This is a genomic window from Mesorhizobium sp. LHD-90, from assembly GCF_030929505.1.
Taxonomy (GTDB): Bacteria; Pseudomonadota; Alphaproteobacteria; order Rhizobiales; family Rhizobiaceae; genus Kumtagia.
In genome coordinates this window covers 177,919-196,193 of sequence record NZ_JAVFVV010000005.1, presented here as the reverse complement: position 1 = coordinate 196,193, position 18,275 = coordinate 177,919, and the positions used below count along the sequence as shown (strand labels likewise).

At 64.0% G+C, this 18,275-nt stretch carries 17 protein-coding genes; 13 read left to right on the top strand and 4 right to left on the bottom strand.

Annotated features, from left to right (window positions below; translation table 11 throughout):
• Positions 1-3: 3 nt before the first annotated feature.
• Positions 4-849 carry an IclR family transcriptional regulator gene (locus RB623_RS08695; RefSeq protein ID WP_308056384.1) on the bottom strand — a complete coding sequence of 282 codons (846 nt, stop codon included), beginning with the start codon at positions 847-849 and terminating at the stop codon, positions 4-6.
• A gap of 195 nt (positions 850-1,044) precedes the next feature.
• On the opposite strand from RB623_RS08695, the gene RB623_RS08690 reads away from it, so the two are divergent.
• The 8 genes from RB623_RS08690 (at position 1,045) to RB623_RS08655 (ending at position 9,804) form a co-directional block, all read left to right on the top strand.
• Positions 1,045-2,058 (top strand): ABC transporter permease, encoded by a 1,014-nt coding sequence (locus RB623_RS08690; protein ID WP_308056383.1) that lies wholly within the window; start codon positions 1,045-1,047, stop codon positions 2,056-2,058.
• 10 nt (positions 2,059-2,068) lie between these two features.
• Positions 2,069-2,914, top strand: a complete 846-nt coding sequence (locus tag RB623_RS08685; RefSeq protein ID WP_308056382.1) for an ABC transporter permease — start codon at positions 2,069-2,071, stop codon at positions 2,912-2,914.
• The gene (locus tag RB623_RS08680; RefSeq protein WP_308056381.1) at positions 2,911-3,969 is read left to right on the top strand and encodes an ABC transporter ATP-binding protein; all 1,059 of its coding nucleotides are present in this window, start codon (positions 2,911-2,913) and stop codon (positions 3,967-3,969) included. Before RB623_RS08685 ends, RB623_RS08680 begins: the two co-directional genes overlap by 4 nt.
• The gene (locus RB623_RS08675) at positions 3,962-4,996 is read left to right on the top strand and encodes an oligopeptide/dipeptide ABC transporter ATP-binding protein (RefSeq protein ID WP_308056380.1); all 1,035 of its coding nucleotides are present in this window, start codon (positions 3,962-3,964) and stop codon (positions 4,994-4,996) included. The genes RB623_RS08680 and RB623_RS08675 overlap by 8 nt, the downstream gene beginning before the upstream one ends.
• 40 nt (positions 4,997-5,036) lie before the next feature.
• Complete coding sequence (locus tag RB623_RS08670; protein WP_308056379.1) at positions 5,037-6,326, top strand: CaiB/BaiF CoA-transferase family protein; 1,290 nt, start codon at positions 5,037-5,039, stop codon at positions 6,324-6,326.
• Between the two features lie 230 nt (positions 6,327-6,556).
• A complete protein-coding gene (locus RB623_RS08665) occupies positions 6,557-7,864 on the top strand; it encodes an LLM class flavin-dependent oxidoreductase (RefSeq protein ID WP_308056378.1) in 1,308 nt (435 codons plus the stop codon).
• 142 nt (positions 7,865-8,006) lie between these two features.
• On the top strand, positions 8,007-8,822 hold the full coding sequence (locus RB623_RS08660) for a transketolase (RefSeq protein ID WP_308056539.1): 816 nt from the start codon (positions 8,007-8,009) through the stop codon (positions 8,820-8,822).
• 1 nt (position 8,823) lies between these two features.
• Entirely contained in the window at positions 8,824-9,804 is a 981-nt protein-coding gene (locus RB623_RS08655; RefSeq protein ID WP_308056377.1) for a transketolase C-terminal domain-containing protein, read from the top strand.
• Between the two features lie 43 nt (positions 9,805-9,847).
• Here RB623_RS08655 and RB623_RS08650 read toward each other — a convergent pair whose 3' ends face one another.
• Positions 9,848-10,366, bottom strand: a complete 519-nt coding sequence (locus tag RB623_RS08650; protein ID WP_308056376.1) for a flavin reductase family protein — start codon at positions 10,364-10,366, stop codon at positions 9,848-9,850.
• 110 nt (positions 10,367-10,476) lie between these two features.
• On the opposite strand from RB623_RS08650, the gene RB623_RS08645 reads away from it, so the two are divergent.
• Both RB623_RS08645 and RB623_RS08640 read left to right on the top strand, forming a co-directional pair.
• Positions 10,477-11,601, top strand: coding sequence for a LysR substrate-binding domain-containing protein (locus tag RB623_RS08645; protein ID WP_308056375.1), 1,125 nt, complete (start codon positions 10,477-10,479; stop codon positions 11,599-11,601).
• Between the two features lie 117 nt (positions 11,602-11,718).
• Positions 11,719-12,396 carry a TetR/AcrR family transcriptional regulator gene (locus tag RB623_RS08640; RefSeq protein ID WP_308056374.1) on the top strand — a complete coding sequence of 226 codons (678 nt, stop codon included), beginning with the start codon at positions 11,719-11,721 and terminating at the stop codon, positions 12,394-12,396.
• 133 nt (positions 12,397-12,529) lie between these two features.
• Here RB623_RS08640 and RB623_RS08635 read toward each other — a convergent pair whose 3' ends face one another.
• Positions 12,530-13,846: an LLM class flavin-dependent oxidoreductase gene (locus tag RB623_RS08635; RefSeq protein ID WP_308056373.1), complete on the bottom strand. Its 1,317-nt coding sequence runs from the start codon at positions 13,844-13,846 to the stop codon at positions 12,530-12,532.
• Between the two features lie 256 nt (positions 13,847-14,102).
• On the opposite strand from RB623_RS08635, the gene RB623_RS08630 reads away from it, so the two are divergent.
• The 3 genes from RB623_RS08630 to RB623_RS08620 all read left to right on the top strand — a co-directional run bounded on the left by RB623_RS08630 (position 14,103) and on the right by RB623_RS08620 (position 17,031).
• On the top strand, positions 14,103-14,903 hold the full coding sequence (locus tag RB623_RS08630) for a shikimate dehydrogenase (RefSeq protein WP_308056372.1): 801 nt from the start codon (positions 14,103-14,105) through the stop codon (positions 14,901-14,903).
• 149 nt (positions 14,904-15,052) lie between these two features.
• The gene (gene otnK, locus RB623_RS08625) at positions 15,053-16,387 is read left to right on the top strand and encodes a 3-oxo-tetronate kinase (protein WP_308056371.1); all 1,335 of its coding nucleotides are present in this window, start codon (positions 15,053-15,055) and stop codon (positions 16,385-16,387) included.
• A complete protein-coding gene (locus RB623_RS08620) occupies positions 16,384-17,031 on the top strand; it encodes a class II aldolase/adducin family protein (protein WP_308056370.1) in 648 nt (215 codons plus the stop codon). The genes otnK and RB623_RS08620 overlap by 4 nt, the downstream gene beginning before the upstream one ends.
• A 119-nt stretch (positions 17,032-17,150) precedes the next feature.
• Here RB623_RS08620 and RB623_RS08615 read toward each other — a convergent pair whose 3' ends face one another.
• Entirely contained in the window at positions 17,151-18,272 is a 1,122-nt protein-coding gene (locus tag RB623_RS08615) for an ABC transporter ATP-binding protein (RefSeq protein ID WP_308056369.1), read from the bottom strand.
• Positions 18,273-18,275 lie beyond the last annotated feature (3 nt).

Below are 18,275 nucleotides of genomic sequence, written 5' to 3'. Positions count from 1 at the left end.
CCCTTACGGGGCTGCCTGCGTGATCTGATGTTGAGTGGACGGCGGGATGGCGCCGGTCAGGCGACCCTGCAGCTCCATGAGGAGGCTTTTCAGCTTGGGTGCAAAACTGGACAGGCATTGGTCGACAGGCGCGAGATCCTTGATGCCGCCGCAGGTGAACGCCACCAGTTGTGAACCGTCGGTCGGCATGAACGGCACGCCAACGGCATTGATGTAGCTGTACCAGTCGCCAAACGAGGTGACGAAGCCGTGGCGGGCATAGCTTTCCAAGCCGCGCTCGATCGCGCGCAGGATCTCGTCGCTGGTGGTGGGGTTCGCGTCCACCAGCCTGCGGATGACCATGTCGCGCGCCGTCTCGGTCATGGCGGCGAGATAGGCAAGGCCCATCGAGGTCTGCCAGATGGGCAGCCGCGAACCCACGTTCAGCCGCAGCGTGACCGGCGTTTCGGGTCGTTGGTTTGCGACATAGACCATCTCGAGGCCGTCCCGCATGCCCATGGCCACCGCAACGCCGGTCTCGACGGCCAGGGCCTGCATCAGCGGCTTGGCCATATAGACCACGGCGCTGGTGCTCAGCCCGGAATAGCCGAGCGAGACGGTAGCCGGACCGATGCTGTAGCGCCCCAGCGCCGGATCGTAATTGAGATAGCCGAGGCCGAGCAGCGTATATGTCAGGCGCGACACCGTGGCTTTGGGCAGGCCGGTGCGCTCGATCAGTTCCTGATTGCCGAGAGACGCGTCGGTTGGCGTGAAGGCGCGCAGGATCTGCAGCCCGCGCAGCAGGGCTTGCGAGTGCTTGCCCCCATCCTGGTCAGACGACACGTCGACCGGGCTATTGCGCTTACGCATGTTCCTCCTCCCGGACACGGGGTTGCCGACACTCAAGGCGTTCGAGCCTTGCTCAAACTTTGGTCCGTCGCGTCGAATCTCGACGCCGCGCCAATTTGGAACTTAATTTCATTTCTATTGACGCGGGTTGCCGGCCTTGTCAATAATGTGCAGAGGCATTGCCCCGGCACAGGGGCGACAACCGACGAGACAGCGATGCTGAACTATGTCATCCGCCGCAGCATCGCGATGCCCTTCATCCTGCTGGGCATCGTCACCATGGCGTTTCTGCTGACAACGGTCACCAAGGGCGATCCCCTCACGGCCATCGTCAGCGAGCGGCAGATGAACAATCCGGAGATCGTGGCCGCTGCGAAGGAGCGCTGGGGGTTAGACCGCAGTCTGCCGGAGCGATACCTGATCTACGTCGGAAACCTGCTGAAGGGCGACATGGGGACGTCGTTCGTCACGCGCCGCCCGGTCTCGACCGACCTGATGGCGCGCCTGCCGGCAACGTTCGAGCTGGTCATTTCCGCCATGGTCGTCGGAAGCGTCGTCGGCATCGCGTTCGGGCTTCTCGCCGCCTATTATCGGGATTCGGCCATCGACCAGGGCGCACGCCTCTTCTCGCTGTTCGGCTCATCGGTGCCGATCTTCTGGCTGGGTCTGGCGCTGCTTTACCTGCTCTCGGTGCAATACCAGATCCTGCCGGGACCGGGACGCATCGATCCGCGCATGGCGCCGCCGCCGGTCGTGACGGGCTTCATGACGATCGACTCTCTCCTGGCTGGCAACATGGTGGCATTCCGGGACACGCTGGCGCATCTGATCCTGCCTGCGGCCGTTCTCGGCTGGACAGTGGCGGGGACCATCTCCCGCCTGGTCCGTGCCTACATGCTGGAAGTCATGGAGCGCGAATTCATACTTACTGCGCGCGCAAAAGGCGCGGGTGAGCTGCGCGTCGTTCTGCGCCATGCGTTCCGCAACATCCTCGTGCCGGTGCTGACCGTCATCAGCTACTCCTTTGCCTACCTCATCACCGGTGCGGTTCTTACGGAGACAGTTTTCGCCTGGCCCGGCGTCGGCAGCTATGCCGTCACCGCGGCACGGTCGCTGGATTTTCCGGCGATCATCGGCGTGACCATCGTCGGCGGCGTCATGTTCCTGGTCACCAACCTGCTCACCGACATCGCCTATGTGATGGCGAATCCGCGCGTGCGGCTGAGCTGAGGGAGCCGCAATGGCCATCGCTCAAAGAGTCTCTGCGCGGTTCAGCCTGCCTTCATGGGCCACGCCAAGCTTCATCATTGGCGGCATCGTGCTGCTTTTCTGGCTGGTCGCGACACTGTTTCCGTCTCTGATCGCATCCTACGATCCGCTTAGTCTCGCCGGGCGGCGTCTGCAGCCGCCCAGTTCTGACTTTCTGCTGGGCACCGATGCACTGGGCCGCGATGTCCTGTCGAGGACGATCTACGGCGCGCAGCATTCCCTGCCGATCGCTTTCATGGTGGTGGTCAGCGCGGTGTTGATCGGTTCGGCGGCGGGCGCCATCGCCGGCTATAGAGGTGGCCTGATCGGCGCTGCGATCATGCGGCTGGTCGACATCACGCTTTCCTTCCCGCCGATCCTGCTGGCGATGGCTGTCGCGGCTTCGCTCGGTCCCGGCTTGGGCAACGCGGCGATCGCCATGGTGGTGGTCTGGTGGCCGGTCTATGCGCGGCTGATGCGCGCGCAGGTCCTCGAGGTGCGCGAACGCGAACATGTCGAGGCCGCCGTCGCCGCCGGCGCTAGCAACTTCCGCATCCTCACCAAGCATATTCTCCCGCTCTGCTGGACCCCGGTGCTGATCAGCGCGACGATGGATCTGGGGCAGGTCATCCTGCTTGCCGCCTCGCTGAGCTTCATCGGCCTGGGCGCTACGCCGCCCACCCCCGAATGGGGCGCGATGATCTCCGACGGCGCCACGCATTTTTATAGCTGGTGGATCGCGTTAGGGCCTGGCCTGGCCATCCTGACGGCGGTTCTGGGGTTCAATTTCATCGGCGACGGCCTGCGCGACTACTTTGATCCGAGGTCCTCGAAATGATCGCCGACGTCACCAGCGAGGCCGAAACGATCGGCGAGCCGCTGCTTCGCATTCGCGATCTCCGGGTTGGTTTCCCGGCGGCCGGGGGTAGCGTTCTGGAAGCGGTACGCGGCCTCGATCTCGACCTTTCGCGCGGCGAGGTTCTCGGTATCGTCGGCGAATCCGGTTCGGGCAAGTCGCTGGCCATGCTGGCGTCGCTCGGCCTGCAGGCGCGCAGCGCGGTGGTCAGCGGATCGGTCGTCTTCAAGCAGAAGGAACTGGTCGGCTGTCCGCGCAAGGAGATGCGGCGGCTGCGCGGCTCGCAGATCGGCATGATCTTCCAGGACCCGCTGTCGTCGCTGAATCCGGTCATGACCGTTGGCGACCAGATTCGCGAGGCGCTGTTCCTGCACAATCGCGGGCTGAGCACCGCCAAGGCCACCGAGCGGGCGATCGAGCTGCTGAAGCTCGTCGCCATCCCGCAAGCGGATCGGCGGCTCAAGCAGTATCCGCATGAATTCTCCGGCGGTATGCGCCAGCGGGTGATGATCGCGATGGCGATCGCCAACAATCCGGAACTGCTCGTCGCCGACGAGCCGACCACGGCACTCGATGTCACCGTGCAGGCGCAGATCATGCGCATGCTGCGCGAACTCAAGGAAAAGCTCGGCCTCGCCCTCGTCCTGATCACGCACGACCTTGGCGTCGTCGCCGGCCACGCGGATCGTGTGGCTGTCATCTATGCCGGGCGGGTGATCGAGGAGGCGACAGTGGGCGAGCTCTTCGCCAATCCACGGCACCCCTATACACGCGGCCTCATCGCCTCGATTCCCGATCTGAGGGGCTCGCAGGGCAAGCTCTACTCGATCCCCGGGTCGGCTCCTGCGTTGGGGCAGTTGCCGCCCGGCTGCGCGTTCCATCCGCGGTGCGGCTACGCCAAGGACATCTGTCGCCTGGTGGAGCCGCAGGACGTAAGGGTCGGTGCGCATCGCTCCGCCTGCCATTTCGCCGCCGAACTGCCGGCATGGACCGGCGTCGCCCGGACCGAAGCGCTGGAACCAACCCACAATGGCTGAAACGATGGATAGCCGGTCCGACGCGCCGCGCGAGAACGTAGCCCTTTCGGTCAGAGGCCTGCGGAAAGTGTTCCCCGTGATGGGGGGCGCCGTCATTCGCCGGCAAGTCGGGCAGCTCAAGGCCGTCGACGACGTGTCGTTCGATCTCATGCGGGGCGAGACGCTCGGCCTTGTCGGCGAGTCGGGCTGCGGCAAGTCGACCTTGGGCCGTTGCCTGCTGCGGCTGGTCGAGCCGACCGCGGGCAGCGTGGAGGTCAACGGCGTGAACGTGGCCGCGCTCGGCGCGGCCGAGATGCGCCAGATGCGCCGCCACCTGCAACTGGTGTTCCAGGACCCTTATGGCTCGCTGCATCCGCGCATGCGCATCAAGGACAGCATCGCCGAGTCTTTGCGCATAACCGAGATGACGCGCGCGCAGCGCCGTGAGCGGGTGCTGGAGATGCTTGAGCTCGTCAGCCTGCCTGCCGCATATGGCGAGCGCTACCCGCACCAGCTCTCGGGCGGGCAGCGGCAGCGCGTCGTCATCGCCCGCGCATTGGCGCTGAAGCCGGAGGTCGTCGTGCTCGACGAGCCCGTTTCGGCGCTCGACGTTTCCGTGCAGGCAGGGGTGCTCAACCTGCTGCGGGAAATCCAGGAGAAGATGCAGACCGCCTATGTCTTCGTTGCCCACGATTTGTCGGTCGTGCGGCACATATCGCATCAGGTCGCGGTGATGTATCTCGGGCGCTTCGTCGAAGTCGCGCCGGCCGGTCAGCTCTACGCCAGGCCGCTCCACCCCTATACCCAGGCGCTGATGTCGGCGGTTCCCGTCGCCGACCCGGATCTGGAGCGCAATCGCAAGCAGATCCTGCTGCAGGGCGACGTGCCCAGCCCCATCGACCCGCCCTCGGGATGCCCGTTCCGCACGCGTTGTTTCAAGGTGCAGGAGAAATGTGCCGAGATAAAGCCGCCGCTCGTCGAGATCGAGCCGGGGCACCATGCCGCCTGCCATTTTCCGGGACCGGTAGACAGCGCGCTCGCCCGCTAGCCGTAGCCCGGTACCCATTCATACAAGGATTTGAAGACCGATGTCGAATACCGCTGAGGGAGGCAATGCCGGCGCACCGGCGTCCGCCGGGCTGCCGCTTGCCGGGATCAAGGTGCTCGACCTCTCGCGCGTGCTGGCCGGGCCTTGGGCCACCATGAGCCTGGCGGATCTGGGCGCAGAGGTCTGGAAAATCGAAAATGTCGATGGCGGCGACGATACCCGCGCCTGGTCTGTCCCAAGCTACAAGGGCGTCAGCACCTATTACCTCTGCGCCAATCGCGGCAAGTCGAGCATCGCAGTGAACCTCAAGGACCCGAGGGGGCTGGAAATCATCCATCGCCTGGCGGCGAAGGCCGACATCGTCGTCGAGAATTTCCGTCCCGGCACCGTGAAACGCCTGAAGATCGATTACGAGACGCTGAAAACCCTCAATCCCCGGATCATCTACTGCTCGATCTCGGGTTACGGCCAGACCGGCCCGGAATGGGACCGGCCGGGTTATGACTTTGTCGTCCAGGCCGAGAGCGGGCTGATGTCGATCACGGGCCCGGTAGACGGGGAGCCGCAGCGCATCGGCGTCGCCATGACCGACATCATCGCCGGCATGGTGTCGGTGCAGTCCCTGCTGGCGGCCCTCTACCAGCGGCAACAGACCGGCCAGGGACAGTATGTCGACATCTCGCTGCTTGAATGCGCGTTGAACACGCTGATCAATGTGGGGAGCGGCTATCTGAACGCCGGCGTCATTCCGCGACGCTATGGCAACGCCCATCCGACCGTCGTCCCCTATCAGATCTGCGAATGCTCGGACGGCAGTTTTGCGCTGGCGGTGGGCAATGACAAGCAGTTCGCGATCCTGTGCGAAAAGATCCTGGACCTTCCCGATCTGCCAAAAAATCCTCTCTATGCGACGTCGGCAGCCCGTGCGGTCAACCGCGACGTACTGCTTGCCATTCTGGGCAAGGTGTTCAGCGGAAAGACGCGCGGCCACTGGATGCAGGCGTGCCTGCGCCACGGCGTTCCGGCCGGCGAGGTCAAGTCGGTGCCGGAAGCGTTTGAAAGTCCGACAGTCAAGGAGCGGGGCGTCGTGCAGACGCTCCAAAGCGATCACCTCGGACCGGTTTCGCTCGTGCGCCCGGCTCAAGGTCTCAGCGCGCAGCGCGATGTCCGCTACAAGGCGCCGCCCATGCTCGGCGAGGACACAACCGCGGTGCTCGGCGAGGTGCTGGGATACGGCTCCGACGAGGTTGAACAGCTCGTTCGAGGCGGCGTCGTCCAGCAGTATCCGCCCTCCCAGCAAGGGGACCCCCCACTGGACGACATAACATAAGCAAATGTTATTCGACCCAAATCATTTTGTGCGTATACGGCGAGAGCTTCCAGCGCGTAGATTGCCAGCCATCCGACAAAAATGGAGGCTTTCGCGAGGAGCGATACTGTCAGCGCCGTTTTCGTCATGAAGGCGCATGGCATAACGAATTCGTTCGCAGCGGCCGTCCGGGCAGGACCCGGCGCGCCTTGGCCTCAGACGCCGCAAGTTTGGGTTGAGGAGCTGGGCGAATGAGCCGTCAACTGCATTTCGTGGGCTATTGCACCATCGGGCCATCCTGGCACAACAACGGGAGCTGGCGCCATGACGAAAGCGACGGCGCCGATTTCCTGAACCCGGCCCGCTATGAGAACATTGCGCGGATACTGGAAGACGGCAAGTTCGACGGCCTGTTCTTTGTCGACGTCCAGACCCTCTACGACACGTTCGGCGGCGTGATCGATCCATGCGTGAAGTATGGCGGCCACATGTGCATGCTGGACCCCATGCAGATGCTGACCGCGATGGCGCGGGTGACCAGCCACATAGGCCTGTCGGCGACCATGTCGACGTCGTTGTACCATCCGTTCCACATCGCCAGGGCATTTGCCTCGCTCGATCACATCAGCGGCGGACGTGCCGCGTGGAACGTCGTGACCTCGGCCACGGACCGCGAGGCGCAGAACTACGGCATGGAGCGTCTGCTCGACAAGTCGCAGCGCTACGACCATGCCGACGAAGTCGTCGAGGCCTGCCAGGCCCTCTGGAATAGCTGGGAGGAGGGCGCGCTCGTCCTGGATCGCAAGGCGGGCATTTTTGGCGATCCGTCCAAAGTCCACTATGCGAACTACAAGGGTGAGTTCGTGAAGACGCGGGGCCCGCTGATGACACCGCGCTCGCCGCAGGGCAGCCCGGTGCTCATGCAGGCGGGCTCTTCCGAGCGCGGCCGGCAGTTTGCCGCGCGCTGGGCAGAGATCGTCTTCACGCTGCAGCACAACAAGGCCGACATGAAGGTGTTCTACCGCGATGTGAAGGACCGGGTTGCCAATGCCGGACGCAACCCCGCGCATTGCGCGATCCTGCCGGCGACCGACATCGTCATCGGCGAGACGGAGTCGATCGCCCGCGAACGGGCCGACTACATCAACGCGCTGGCCAATGCCGAGCTCGGCCTGTCCGAAATGTCCAATCACATCGGCATCGACCTGTCCGGTTTCGACCCGGACCAGCGGCTGAGCGAGATGGAGATCACGCAGGGCGCGCGTGGTGTCTTTGACATCATCCTGAGTGGCGGCAAGGGCAAGACGCTGCGCGACGCCGGCTACCAGTATGCGACGACGCAGATGTCGCCGCAGCTCGTCGGCACGCCGATGATGATCGCCGATCATATCCACGAATTGTTCGAGGCCGAAGCCTGCGACGGCTTTGTCGTATGTCCCTCGATCACGCCGGGATCGTTCTACCAGTTCGTCAAGTCGGTGGTGCCGGAGCTGCAGCGCCGGGGCATCTACCGCAAGGAATACGCCGGCGGAACGTTCCGGGAAAATTTGCGCTCATGAGGTCGGCCGGGGCCGCCGGAGACGATGACGCCGGCCGGCGATGCAGCCGGCATTTGGAATGGAGATCGAGATGCAAGAACCCTCAACAGCGGGACCGGGCCCGAACCACAACGGTTTTGCGCCGTCGTCGGAGACGGTTGCGATGCTTGCGGAGCGGGCGCGCTTCATCCGCCTGGAGACGGTTCGGCTGATCGAGATCGCGAAGACCGGGCACTACACGTCGGTGTTCTCGGCGGCAGAGATATTCGCCGCCCTCTACTACGACGTGATGAAGTTGCGTCGCGGCGAGCCCGCCTGGCCGTCGCGCGACCGCTTCACCATCGGCAAGGGTCATGCCGCCGTCGGCCTGTTCCCGATCTATGCCGATCTCGGCTTCTTCCCGAAGGATTGGCTCGACGATTATACGCGCCTCGGCAGCCCGCTCGGCGATCATCCCGACATGCGCAAGGTGCCGGGCGTCGACTTCTCTTCCGGCTCGATCGGCCATGCCCTTTCCAACGGTCTGGGTATGGTGCTCGCCCAGCGCTGGACCGGCGAGGACTACCGAGTGTTCTGCATGATGGGCGACGGCGAGATGCAGGAGGGACAGGTGTGGGAGGCGGCCATCTGCGCGGCCCAGCACAAGGCCCGCAACCTGATCGCCATCGTCGACCGAAACGGCTACCAGCTCGACGGCAAGGTCGACGATGTCATGGCGATCGAGCCGCTGGACGAGAAATGGCGCGCCTTCGGCTGGGAGGTGCATGTGGTCGACGGCCACGACGTCGCCGCGACGACCGAGCTGCTGCGCCGGGTGCGGGCCGACGACGAGCGGCAGAAGCCCTGCATGATCATCGCCAGGACGGTCAAGGGCAGGGGGGTCTCATACATGGAGACCGAGCCCGGCTGGCATCTCGGCTATCTCGATCCGTCCGACGCCGAACGAGCGATCGCTGAAATCAACGCGCTGGAGAGCTGAAATGAACGGTCCGCTTTCCCCCAATTCTTGGCAGTATCGCGGCCTGAATGCCGTCAATCCCGGCCTCGACCATCTGTCGAACGGCCTCATCGACCTGGTCAAGGCCGGCCACAACGTGGTCGCCGGATCCGCCGACCTGCAATATTCCAACGGCTTGAACCGCTTCGCCGCGGCCTACCCGGACCGCTACATCGCCTTCGGCATCTCCGAGCAGAACATGGTCAGCACCGCGGCCGGCATTGCCACCTGTGGCGTTGTCCCCTTCGTGGCGACCTTCGCCTCCTTCCTGGGGCTGCTCGCCTGCGAGCAGATCAGGATGGACGTCGCCTATGGCGCCCAGCCGGTGCGCCTCATAGGGCACCATACCGGTATCTCTCTGGGTTTCTACGGCACCTCGCACCACGCCACCGAGGACATCGCCACGATGCGCTCGATCGCCGATCTCGCGGTCGTCTCTCCTGCCGACGGATTGCAGCTTGAGGCAATCATCAGGGCGTCCGCGGGCTTTGACCGGCCGATCTATTTCCGCATCGGCCGCGGCCGCGATCCGGTGGTCTATGCCGAGCGGCCGTCCTTCGCCTTCGGCAAGGCGCACGAGCACATGGCGGGCGAGGAACTGACGATCATCGCCTGCGGCATGGCCGTTCACGGAGCGCTGGAGGCGGCACGGGCAATGAATGCGACAGGGCGGTCCGTCGGCGTCATCGACATGGCATCGATCAAACCGATCGACCGCGAGGCGATCCTGACGGCGGGCGCACGCACGAAGAAGATGATGACGGTAGAGGAGCATAATGTGCTCGGCGGCCTGGGAGCGGCCGTGGCCGAGGTGCTGACAGAGGAGGGGCTGGGCGTGAAGCTGAAGCGCCACGGCATCCAGGACGAGTACGCCCTCATCGCCCCGCCGACGCATCTCTACGCGCACTACAAGCTCGATGCAGCCGGCATCCAGAACGTCGCCGAAGGGTTCCTGGCGGCGTAAGCCGCCGCAATAGTGGTATCGCGCTGACCGTCGGCCCCGGCTTTCAGCCGGGCGTGACGGTATGGAACGCCCGCCTGAAGTGTACGAGCGGCTCGCCGCCGAAGTGTTCGATATGACGGACGTTGCCGATGATGATCTCGTGATCGCCGGCGGGGACGAGGCTGTCCACGTCGCAGTCGATGCACGAAACCGCCCCCTCCAGCATCGGCAATCCGGTTCTGCTAAACTGGTATTTCACCGAAGCGAACTTGTCGGACGCCTTGCTGGCGAACAGCATGCAGGTGTCGCGCTGTCCTTCGCCGAGGAAGTTGATGCAGAAGCGTCGCGCCGCCTTCAGCACGGGAAGGGTGTTCGATCCCTTGTCGACCGAGATCAGGTACTGCATCGGATTGAGCGAAAGGGCGATGACGGCATTCATGGTCAAACCATGCAAGCTGCCGTCCTCGGCGACGGTGGTGATGATTGCGACGCCGGACGGCCAGTGGCTGGAGACGGTCTTGAAAAGATCGGGTCCGGCTGCCAAGGGGAAATCGGGTTCGATGCGAGCGGCGGAAACATGCATGGCAGAATCCTGGAGATGGCACTTCGATACCGCCAGCTAGCCGCATGTCGAGGGCGGCGTAAACGCGCAAAATCCTTTCACAGCCATAAGCATTCCTTGTGCGACACGCGTTGCGGCTGGATGAAAGCGCAGGTTCGACGGTGCGTCGGCCCATTCCGGCCGGATTGCTGCCGGATACCGGCGACTCGCGGGGCGCCTGGGCTGGAGATCAGCTCTCGGAGGCCAATCGGCTGCTTGCCGAAGGATACCTCCTGGCATTAAGAATCATTATGGCGTCGCTTCGCAAGAGTATCCCTTCTCTCCCCTCTCTCATTGCTTTCGAGGCGGCGGCGCGCCTACAGAGCTTTACCCGCGCGGCAGAAGAGCTGCGCCTGACGCAGGCGGCGATCAGCCGCCAGATAAGAGAGCTGGAGATTTTTCTCCAGGTGCCGCTTTTCGAGCGCGGATACCGTTCGATCGAACTCACGCCCGCGGGACTGTTGCTCAATTCCTCCCTTCCGGCGCATCTCAATGCCATCGCCTCCCTTTCGGACAGGGTTCGGGAATTCAGTAACCCGCAGGCCGTGGTCGTCGGCATGACGCACGCCTTCGGGACGTACTGGCTCGCGCCGCGCCTCGCCGAGTTCAGCACGGCAAACCCGGATGTCGATCTGCGCCTGGCGGTCAATGACGAGCTCGTCGATATCACGAAGCAGCGCATCGATATGACCATCCGCTATGGAGACGGAGCCTGGCCCGCCGTTTCCTCCCGGTTTCTGATGGGCAGCGAGGTCATGCCGGTATGCCATCCGGCATATTGGCAGGGCCGCGAGCGTCCTTCCCACCCATCCCAACTGCTCGGCGAGAAGCTGATCGGCCTCGAGGGGCCGCCGGTCTTCGGCAACCGCTGGAGCGAGTGGTTCGCCTTTTTCGGTGTCGACGCCGAGGAGGGAAAGTTCCAGATCACCGTCAACAACTTCTCGGTTCTGGTTCAGGCGCTGCTCAGCGGCCATGGCATTGCGCTCGGAGGCAATCCGCTGCTGGATGACATCTTTGCAAGCGGCATGCTCGTCCCGGCAATCGAGGTTGCGCCCTTCAGGGTGCGCGGCGGCTACTACATCGTCGAGCCGCTGGGGCAGACGCGCAAGCGCAACGCCGAACGTTTCAGCGAGTGGCTCTACGAGCGGGTCCGTCGCGACGCTGCCCTCAACGGCAATGAGCGGCTGCTTGTGGAGGCACCGCGGAAAGATCCGTGAATGGAGGGTTTTCGGTTGCACGGACCGCCTCACGCGGGCCATGCAGGCCGGATCGCCGGCTTGACCTTTAGAGGGGACTCGATTTGTTTCGATTGCGGCTGCCATTGCGAGATGATCATGAGCGATGACATGGATGAGGCACCGGGCAACGAGCGGCCGTCAAAGCGCATCGTCGCCAGACAGCCGCAGCGGAGGCCCGGACAGGTGCGCTTCCGCAAGCTGCTGGAGGCGCTGGATCAGCTCCTTGAAACCAATCAGGTGCAGGACATAGGCCTCTACCAGATCGCCGCCCAGGCGAAGGTGCCCAATGCGTCCGTCTACCACTTCTTCCCGAGTGCGGAGGCGGCGCTTCTGGCGCTTGCGGACGTGCACCACAAGGCCCTTCTGGATCTCTCTAGCCTGCCCTTGCCCCAGCCTCCGACACGCTGGCAGGATCTTTTCCGTCAGAAGATGACGGCCGCCGCGCATTACCACAACGCCCACCCCGCCGCGTTGCGGCTCTTTCTCGGCGCCAACATCAGCGTCGAGATCAAGAGCGCCGACGTATCACAATACCACCGTCTCGTGGATGCCCGGTCGCGCATGCTGAACCACTATTTCAGCATGCCCGTCATTCCGGACTGGGAGCGCCGTCTCGCCACCTATTTCGCCGTAGTCGACGGCGTCTTCTCGATCTCCTACATCGAACACGGCTTCATCCGCGACGACTACATCGCGGACGCGCACCTGGCGGGTATCGCTTACCTTCGCTGCTATCTCCCGGAAATCATAGCCGCGCGCGATTTGGCCGGTTGAGCGGGCCATCAGCGGCGCAGACCGAAGCGTCGCTTGTCTGCCAGGGTCATGACTTGCCCGCCGGCATGCAAAAAAGGGCGCCCGGCCGGATCGGCGGGGCGCCCTTGTCGTTAGGGGTCGCTTCGGTCGACGCTCAGTTCTGCAGGTTCTCGCGGAAGGTGGCGTATTTGTATTCCTTGCGGAAGATCCCGCGGCGCTGAAGCTCCGGAACGACCGTCTTGACAAACTGCACATAGGTGCCGGGGCTCATCGACGGGCAGATCATGAAGCCATCGCAGCATTCGGCTTCGAAGTAATCCTGAAGGTAGTCGGCAATCATGGTAGGCGTGCCGACGAGCTGCGGCGTCATCTGGCTGGTCGCCCAGGCTTTGCCGGCTTGGCCGAGGGTCAGGCCGTCCTTCTCCACGCCTTGCAGCATCACGTCCAGGATGCCGCGACATCCCTGCGTCAGCTCAAGTTCCGCGAGCGGCTTGTCGAGCGGTTCGTTGGACATGTCGACACCCAGCGCGTTGGAAATTTCGGCAAGGCCAAGCGTCGGGCTGGCATAGGAATTGATCGCCTCGGCGCGCTCCTTGGCGATGGACTCGGTGTCGCCCAGGACGACGTCGACGGCGGGGACGATGGCGCATTCGTTCGGCCGGCGTCCGCTTGCCACGACACGGTCCTTGATGTCGCGATAGAAGGCCTGCATGTGCTCCTTGGAGTTCTGCAGGGTGAAGATAACTTCCGCCCAACGCCCAGCGAACTCACGTCCGCGCGGCGACGATCCGGCCTGCATGATGACGGGACTGCCTTGGGGCGAACGTGGCGTGGTCAGCGGGCCACTGGTGCGGACATATTTCCCTTCGTAATTGACATAATGGACCTTGTCGGCATCAGCGAAGATGTTGTTCTCGCGGTCCCCGACCACAGCATCCGGCTCCCAACTGTGCCAGAGTTTCGTGCAGGCCTCCACCACCTCGTCCGCCATGTCGTAGCGCAGGTTCTTCTCCAACAGCGCGTCCATGCCGAAGTTCTTGGCTTCGCGATCCATGGCGGAGGTGACGACATTCCAACCGGCGCGGCCCTTGGTGATATGGTCAAGCGAGGCAAAGCTGCGGGCGATGTGGAAGGGGTGGTAAAGGCTCGTCGACATGGTTGCCGCCAGGCCGATGTTCGATGTGACGCGCGCCATCGTGGCCAGGAGCTGCATCGGATCCATCATGCATTGCTGGCCGCCTTCCTTCAGATTGGTGCGGTAGCCGCCCGCATAGGAATCGAACAGCATCAGGAAATCGACGAAGAACAGGCCGTCGAACTTGCCGTGTTCGAGAACGCGCGCGATCTCCTCGTAGCGGGCCGGGTCCAGCATATCGAGACCATCGCTCTCCGGGTGGCGCCAGATGCCGTAATGGTGCCAGGTAGGGCCGGCGAGCACATACCCGACCAGATGCATTTGCCGTTTTGACATGGGGAAGGGTCCTGTTGAGGAGAAGGAACACGCTCGTTGGCGATAGGATTACAAATAAACTTATCCGTTATCAACCGGCTTTTGCGTGTCGCCAGCGCATGATGCGCCCGCTTTCCCGAACGCCCAGATGCGTGCCGGATTCACTGGGTGGAAGCAGGCAGTAGAGGTCGACGATTTCGTTGGATTGATCGCTAGGGAACGCTTGATTTAATCGATATTTGTCATACTAGTGCGTTAGCATTTTGAGAGGACGCGGATGGACGTTCGACGCGTTACCGGGCAAACCAAGATCATGTTGCTCATGGCGGATCCCGTCGGGCACGTGGTCGGCACGGAGAACATCACCGCCTACATGCGGGCCCGTGGCCATGATTTCCTGTGCGTGCCTGCCCATGTCGGCGCGGACGATCTGCCGGCGATGATCGACGCGCTGCGCAAGCTGAAGAACTGCGTCGGTTCCGGAATAACCATTCCTCACAAGATTCCCGTCGGCGCTCTGCTCGACCGTTTGACGCCACGGGCGCGCATGATCGGCAGTGTCAACTATATCCGGCGCGATCCGGACGGGACGCTGACGGGTGAGAATGTGGACGGCAGCGGCTTCGTGCACGGCGCCGGGGAAGCGGGTGTCGATCTCGCCGGCCTTCGCGTGCTCATGATTGGCGCCGGCGGCGCCGGCCGCAGCCTGGCCTTCGCCCTTGCCGAAGCCGGCGTTGGCGAACTCGTCATCGCCAACCGCGACGCCGACAAGGCGCGCAGCCTCGCCGCGGCGGTCGCGGCGGCCCACCCCGCTGCATCGTTGCGCGTAGGGGAGGCCGACGCCACCGGTTTCGACATGGTTTTAAATGCCACGTCGCTCGGAATGCGCGGCAAGGATGGCGGCGATCCGGTCGATCTGGAAACGCTTTCGACCGGAATGATCGTTGCCGACGTCGTTATGGTGCCGGAAAAGACCAGGCTGCTCGAGGCCGCGGAAAGGAAGGGATGCCGCCTGCTCTACGGCCGTCAGATGATGGATGGCCAACTGGCGCTGCTGCGCGAGTTTCTTGGGCTTTGATGGCGTAGCATAGCACGGTGGCGGCCAAGGCGCTTGTTGTCTAGAGAAGTGGGGACGAGGCGGGCGATGCGCCTGACGTTCGAGGGCCTGTCGCAGGGCCGGCGCTGTGCAATCCTGTCCGGCGAGTTTGGGAGCTGACGAGAGTGGCTGTGGAACGACAACGCCCATTGCTGTTCGGCGCGATTGCCGATGACCTGACGGGCGGCGCAGAACTGGCGGCGATGATGGTCGCACGCGGCATGCCGTGTGGCTTTTCCACGAGCGTCGAGAGCGATATCGATCCCCGTTCGCTCGCCCATGTCATTGCGCTGAAGGTGCGGGTGGCGCCGGCGGCGGAGGCAGTGGAGCAGGTGCTGGCTGCCGCCGGGAAACTCATGCAGGCCGGCTGCGAACTGATCTTCTTCAAATATTGCGCTACCTTCGATTCCACACCGGACGGCAACATCGGCCCTTGTGCCGAGGCGCTGGCCGACCTGCTCGGCGCGCGCTTCGTGTTGTTTTGTCCGGCTCTCTGCGAGACGGAGCGGACGGTCTTCCAGGGCCATATGTTCGGGGGGGCGCAAATTCTTGCCGAATCGCCGAAGCGCTTCGATCCGCTCACACCCATGACGGATTCGAACCTGGTCCGTGTTCTGGCCGCGCAGAGCAAGCGCGCCGTCGGCCTTGTCCCGCATCCGGTGGTCGACTGTGGCGCGCAGGCGATCCGCGAGCGGTGCGACACGCTCGCGGCCGAGGGTATCCACTTCGCCATAACCGACACGATCTACGAACGCGATCTGGCCGCGATAGCCGAGGCGGCGTCGGATATGCCGCTGCTGACCGGGAATGCGTCAGTCGCAGCCCATCTCCCGACGGCCTGGCGGCGTGCCGGCCGTCTTGCCGAGGCGGCGGTGGCCGAACTACCGGGCGTGGACGGGCCGGCGGCGGTGCTCGCCGGCAGCGTCGCGCCACGCACGGCGGACCAACTGGCACATTTCGGCCGCCACAATGAAATCGTGACGATCGATCTGTCGGATGTGCTGGCGGGCGGCGATGTGCTCGGCCCGACGCTTGCCGCAGCCAGGCGGGCAATCGATCAGGACAGGCCGATTGCAATCGCCACCATGGCTCCACAGGACGAGGTCGAGCGTCTGCAGCAGCGGCACGGACGCCGCGTCGTGGCGCGGGCCGCCGAAGACTTCCTCACCGCGGCGGCGCAGCAGTTGATCTTCGACTGCGGCGTCCGGCGCCTGATCATCGCGGGCGGCGAGACGGCTGGAGCCATCGTCCCGAAGTTGCCGATCTCACGGTTCATGCTGGGCCCGTATCAGGGACTTGGCACGGGCCGCATGGTCGCGGAAATGCCGTTCCGAGTGGCGATGATGCTCAAATCCGGAAAACTCGGCGGACTGGATATCTTTTCCACAGTGCTTGAAGAGATGCGTCGGCCTGTCAGCAGGCCGCCTTATCTCGATCAGTGGCCACCTCGGGCGGGAGTACTATGACCCTTCACCAACAGATGCGGCAGTCGCTGGTCGACGCCACAAGACATATCGCCGCCAAGGGGCTCAACAGCGGCACGTCGGGCAATATCAGCGTCAGGCTGGAAAGCGGCATGCTGATAACGCCGACGGGAATTGCGCCGGGCCTGCTCGATGCGTCGATGATGGTGGAGGTCGGGCCGGATGGCGGCTGGAGCGGAACCACACGCCCTTCGAGCGAGTGGAACATGCATATGGCCATTTACGAGGCCTTTCCGCAGGCCAAGGCTGTGGTTCATGCGCACCCGGACCACTGCGTGGCCCTGTCGTGCCTGCGCGAGGCGCTGCCGCCCTTTCACTACATGATCGCCTCTTTCGGCGGCGACGACGTTCCGTGCTCCGACTATGCGCCGTTTGGCACCGCCAAGCTGGCGGAGGCCGCGGTGCGTGCGCTTGCGTCGCGCAACACCTGCCTGCTGGCCAACCACGGCATGATTTCCCATGGGCCCGATCTCGCCACCGCCGTGGCGCGGACCGAGAAGCTGGAGACGTTGGCGAGACAGTACCTGCTCGCCAGGAGCGTCGGCCGTCCGGTGATGCTGAGTGACGACGAGCTCGGCGTGGTCAAAAGCCGTTACAAGACCTACGGCCAGCAGGATCTGAAATAACGCCGTTCGGCGGAGCGGATCGCGCCGCTTGAGAGCGGCGCTCCGACTTGTCCTTCCGCTCTGCCTCGCAACAGTGCGAGCCGGCGCTGCCGACCGCACCTGGCCCGGCGGCCGCAAAACTATTCCTTCAGCAGAGACATGTCGTCGGCCGACCAGCCGATGTCCACCGTGCTTCCAGCCTCGTAGAACTCCATGTCGGCTTGAGGCAGGACGCGGATCTTGAGCGACAGGCCCGTGCCGTCCAGCTCGACGCGATAGCGGATGCTGCCGGGCGTATAAAGGCTCTCGCGCACGGTGCCTGCAAACGCATTGTCCAGTGCCTTCGCTTTCGGACCGACCGTGACGCGTTCCGGCCGGATACACGCAAAGCTGCCTGGGCCGGCTTCCGCGTCGGTGCGGATGCGGATCGGGGTGCCGCCCTCCAGCACCGCCTGCCGCGCCTCGCCGGCCCGGCCTGCCGAAACCGACTTGAGCGGGAAGATCGACGCCTCGCCGAGGAACTCGGCCACGAAACGGCTGTTCGGATGTTCGTAGAGAGCGCGCGGGCTGCCGATCTGCGTCATCGCGCCGTCACGCATGATGGCGATGCGGTCAGCAAGGAACGCTGCCTCCTGCTGGTCGTGGGTTACGTAGATGACCGTCACCCCCATCTCCTGCTGGAAGCGCTTGATCTCTTCCTGCATTTCGTCGCGCAAATTCTTGTCGAGGGCGCCGAGCGGCTCGTCCATCAGCAGGATGGAAGGCTTGTAGATCGAGGCGCGGGCGAGTGCGACGCGCTGCTGCTGGCCACCGGACAGTTCGGAGGGCAGGCGTGCGGCGAAGGCCTCGAGACGCACCATGCCGAGGCTTTCTGCGACGCGCCGGGCGATCTCATCCTTCGGCACGCCCCGAATTTTCAAGGGATAGGCGACGTTCTGGGCGACGGTCAGGTGGGGAAACAGCGCATAGTTCTGGAAGACCATGCCGATGTTGCGCCGATAGATTGGTTCGGGGACGACATCCCGCCCGTCTATGACGATCTGACCTGCGGTCGGGTCGATGTAGCCGGCAATCATGCCGAGCAGTGTCGACTTGCCCGATCCGCTCGGTCCGATGATGGCGAAGAAGTCGCCGGATTCGATCTCGACGCTCGTCGGCACGACCGCGTCGAGGCCATTGTAGCGTTTGCTCAGCGCCCGGATGGACACCGCCGCGCCGCCTACGGACGAGTTCTGAGCCGATGTGTCGGATCGACGTGGCATCTG

Coding starts and splice junctions, on each gene's coding strand:
- RB623_RS08695 (WP_308056384.1), bottom strand. CDS start 849: ATGCGTAAGCGCAATAGCCCGGTCGACGTGTCGTCTGACCAGGATGGG.
- RB623_RS08690 (WP_308056383.1), top strand. CDS start 1,045: ATGCTGAACTATGTCATCCGCCGCAGCATCGCGATGCCCTTCATCCTG.
- RB623_RS08685 (WP_308056382.1), top strand. CDS start 2,069: ATGGCCATCGCTCAAAGAGTCTCTGCGCGGTTCAGCCTGCCTTCATGG.
- RB623_RS08680 (WP_308056381.1), top strand. CDS start 2,911: ATGATCGCCGACGTCACCAGCGAGGCCGAAACGATCGGCGAGCCGCTG.
- RB623_RS08675 (WP_308056380.1), top strand. CDS start 3,962: ATGGCTGAAACGATGGATAGCCGGTCCGACGCGCCGCGCGAGAACGTA.
- RB623_RS08670 (WP_308056379.1), top strand. CDS start 5,037: ATGTCGAATACCGCTGAGGGAGGCAATGCCGGCGCACCGGCGTCCGCC.
- RB623_RS08665 (WP_308056378.1), top strand. CDS start 6,557: ATGAGCCGTCAACTGCATTTCGTGGGCTATTGCACCATCGGGCCATCC.
- RB623_RS08660 (WP_308056539.1), top strand. CDS start 8,007: ATGCTTGCGGAGCGGGCGCGCTTCATCCGCCTGGAGACGGTTCGGCTG.
- RB623_RS08655 (WP_308056377.1), top strand. CDS start 8,824: ATGAACGGTCCGCTTTCCCCCAATTCTTGGCAGTATCGCGGCCTGAAT.
- RB623_RS08650 (WP_308056376.1), bottom strand. CDS start 10,366: ATGCATGTTTCCGCCGCTCGCATCGAACCCGATTTCCCCTTGGCAGCC.
- RB623_RS08640 (WP_308056374.1), top strand. CDS start 11,719: ATGAGCGATGACATGGATGAGGCACCGGGCAACGAGCGGCCGTCAAAG.
- RB623_RS08635 (WP_308056373.1), bottom strand. CDS start 13,846: ATGTCAAAACGGCAAATGCATCTGGTCGGGTATGTGCTCGCCGGCCCT.
- RB623_RS08630 (WP_308056372.1), top strand. CDS start 14,103: ATGGACGTTCGACGCGTTACCGGGCAAACCAAGATCATGTTGCTCATG.
- RB623_RS08620 (WP_308056370.1), top strand. CDS start 16,384: ATGACCCTTCACCAACAGATGCGGCAGTCGCTGGTCGACGCCACAAGA.
- RB623_RS08615 (WP_308056369.1), bottom strand. CDS start 18,272: ATGCCACGTCGATCCGACACATCGGCTCAGAACTCGTCCGTAGGCGGC.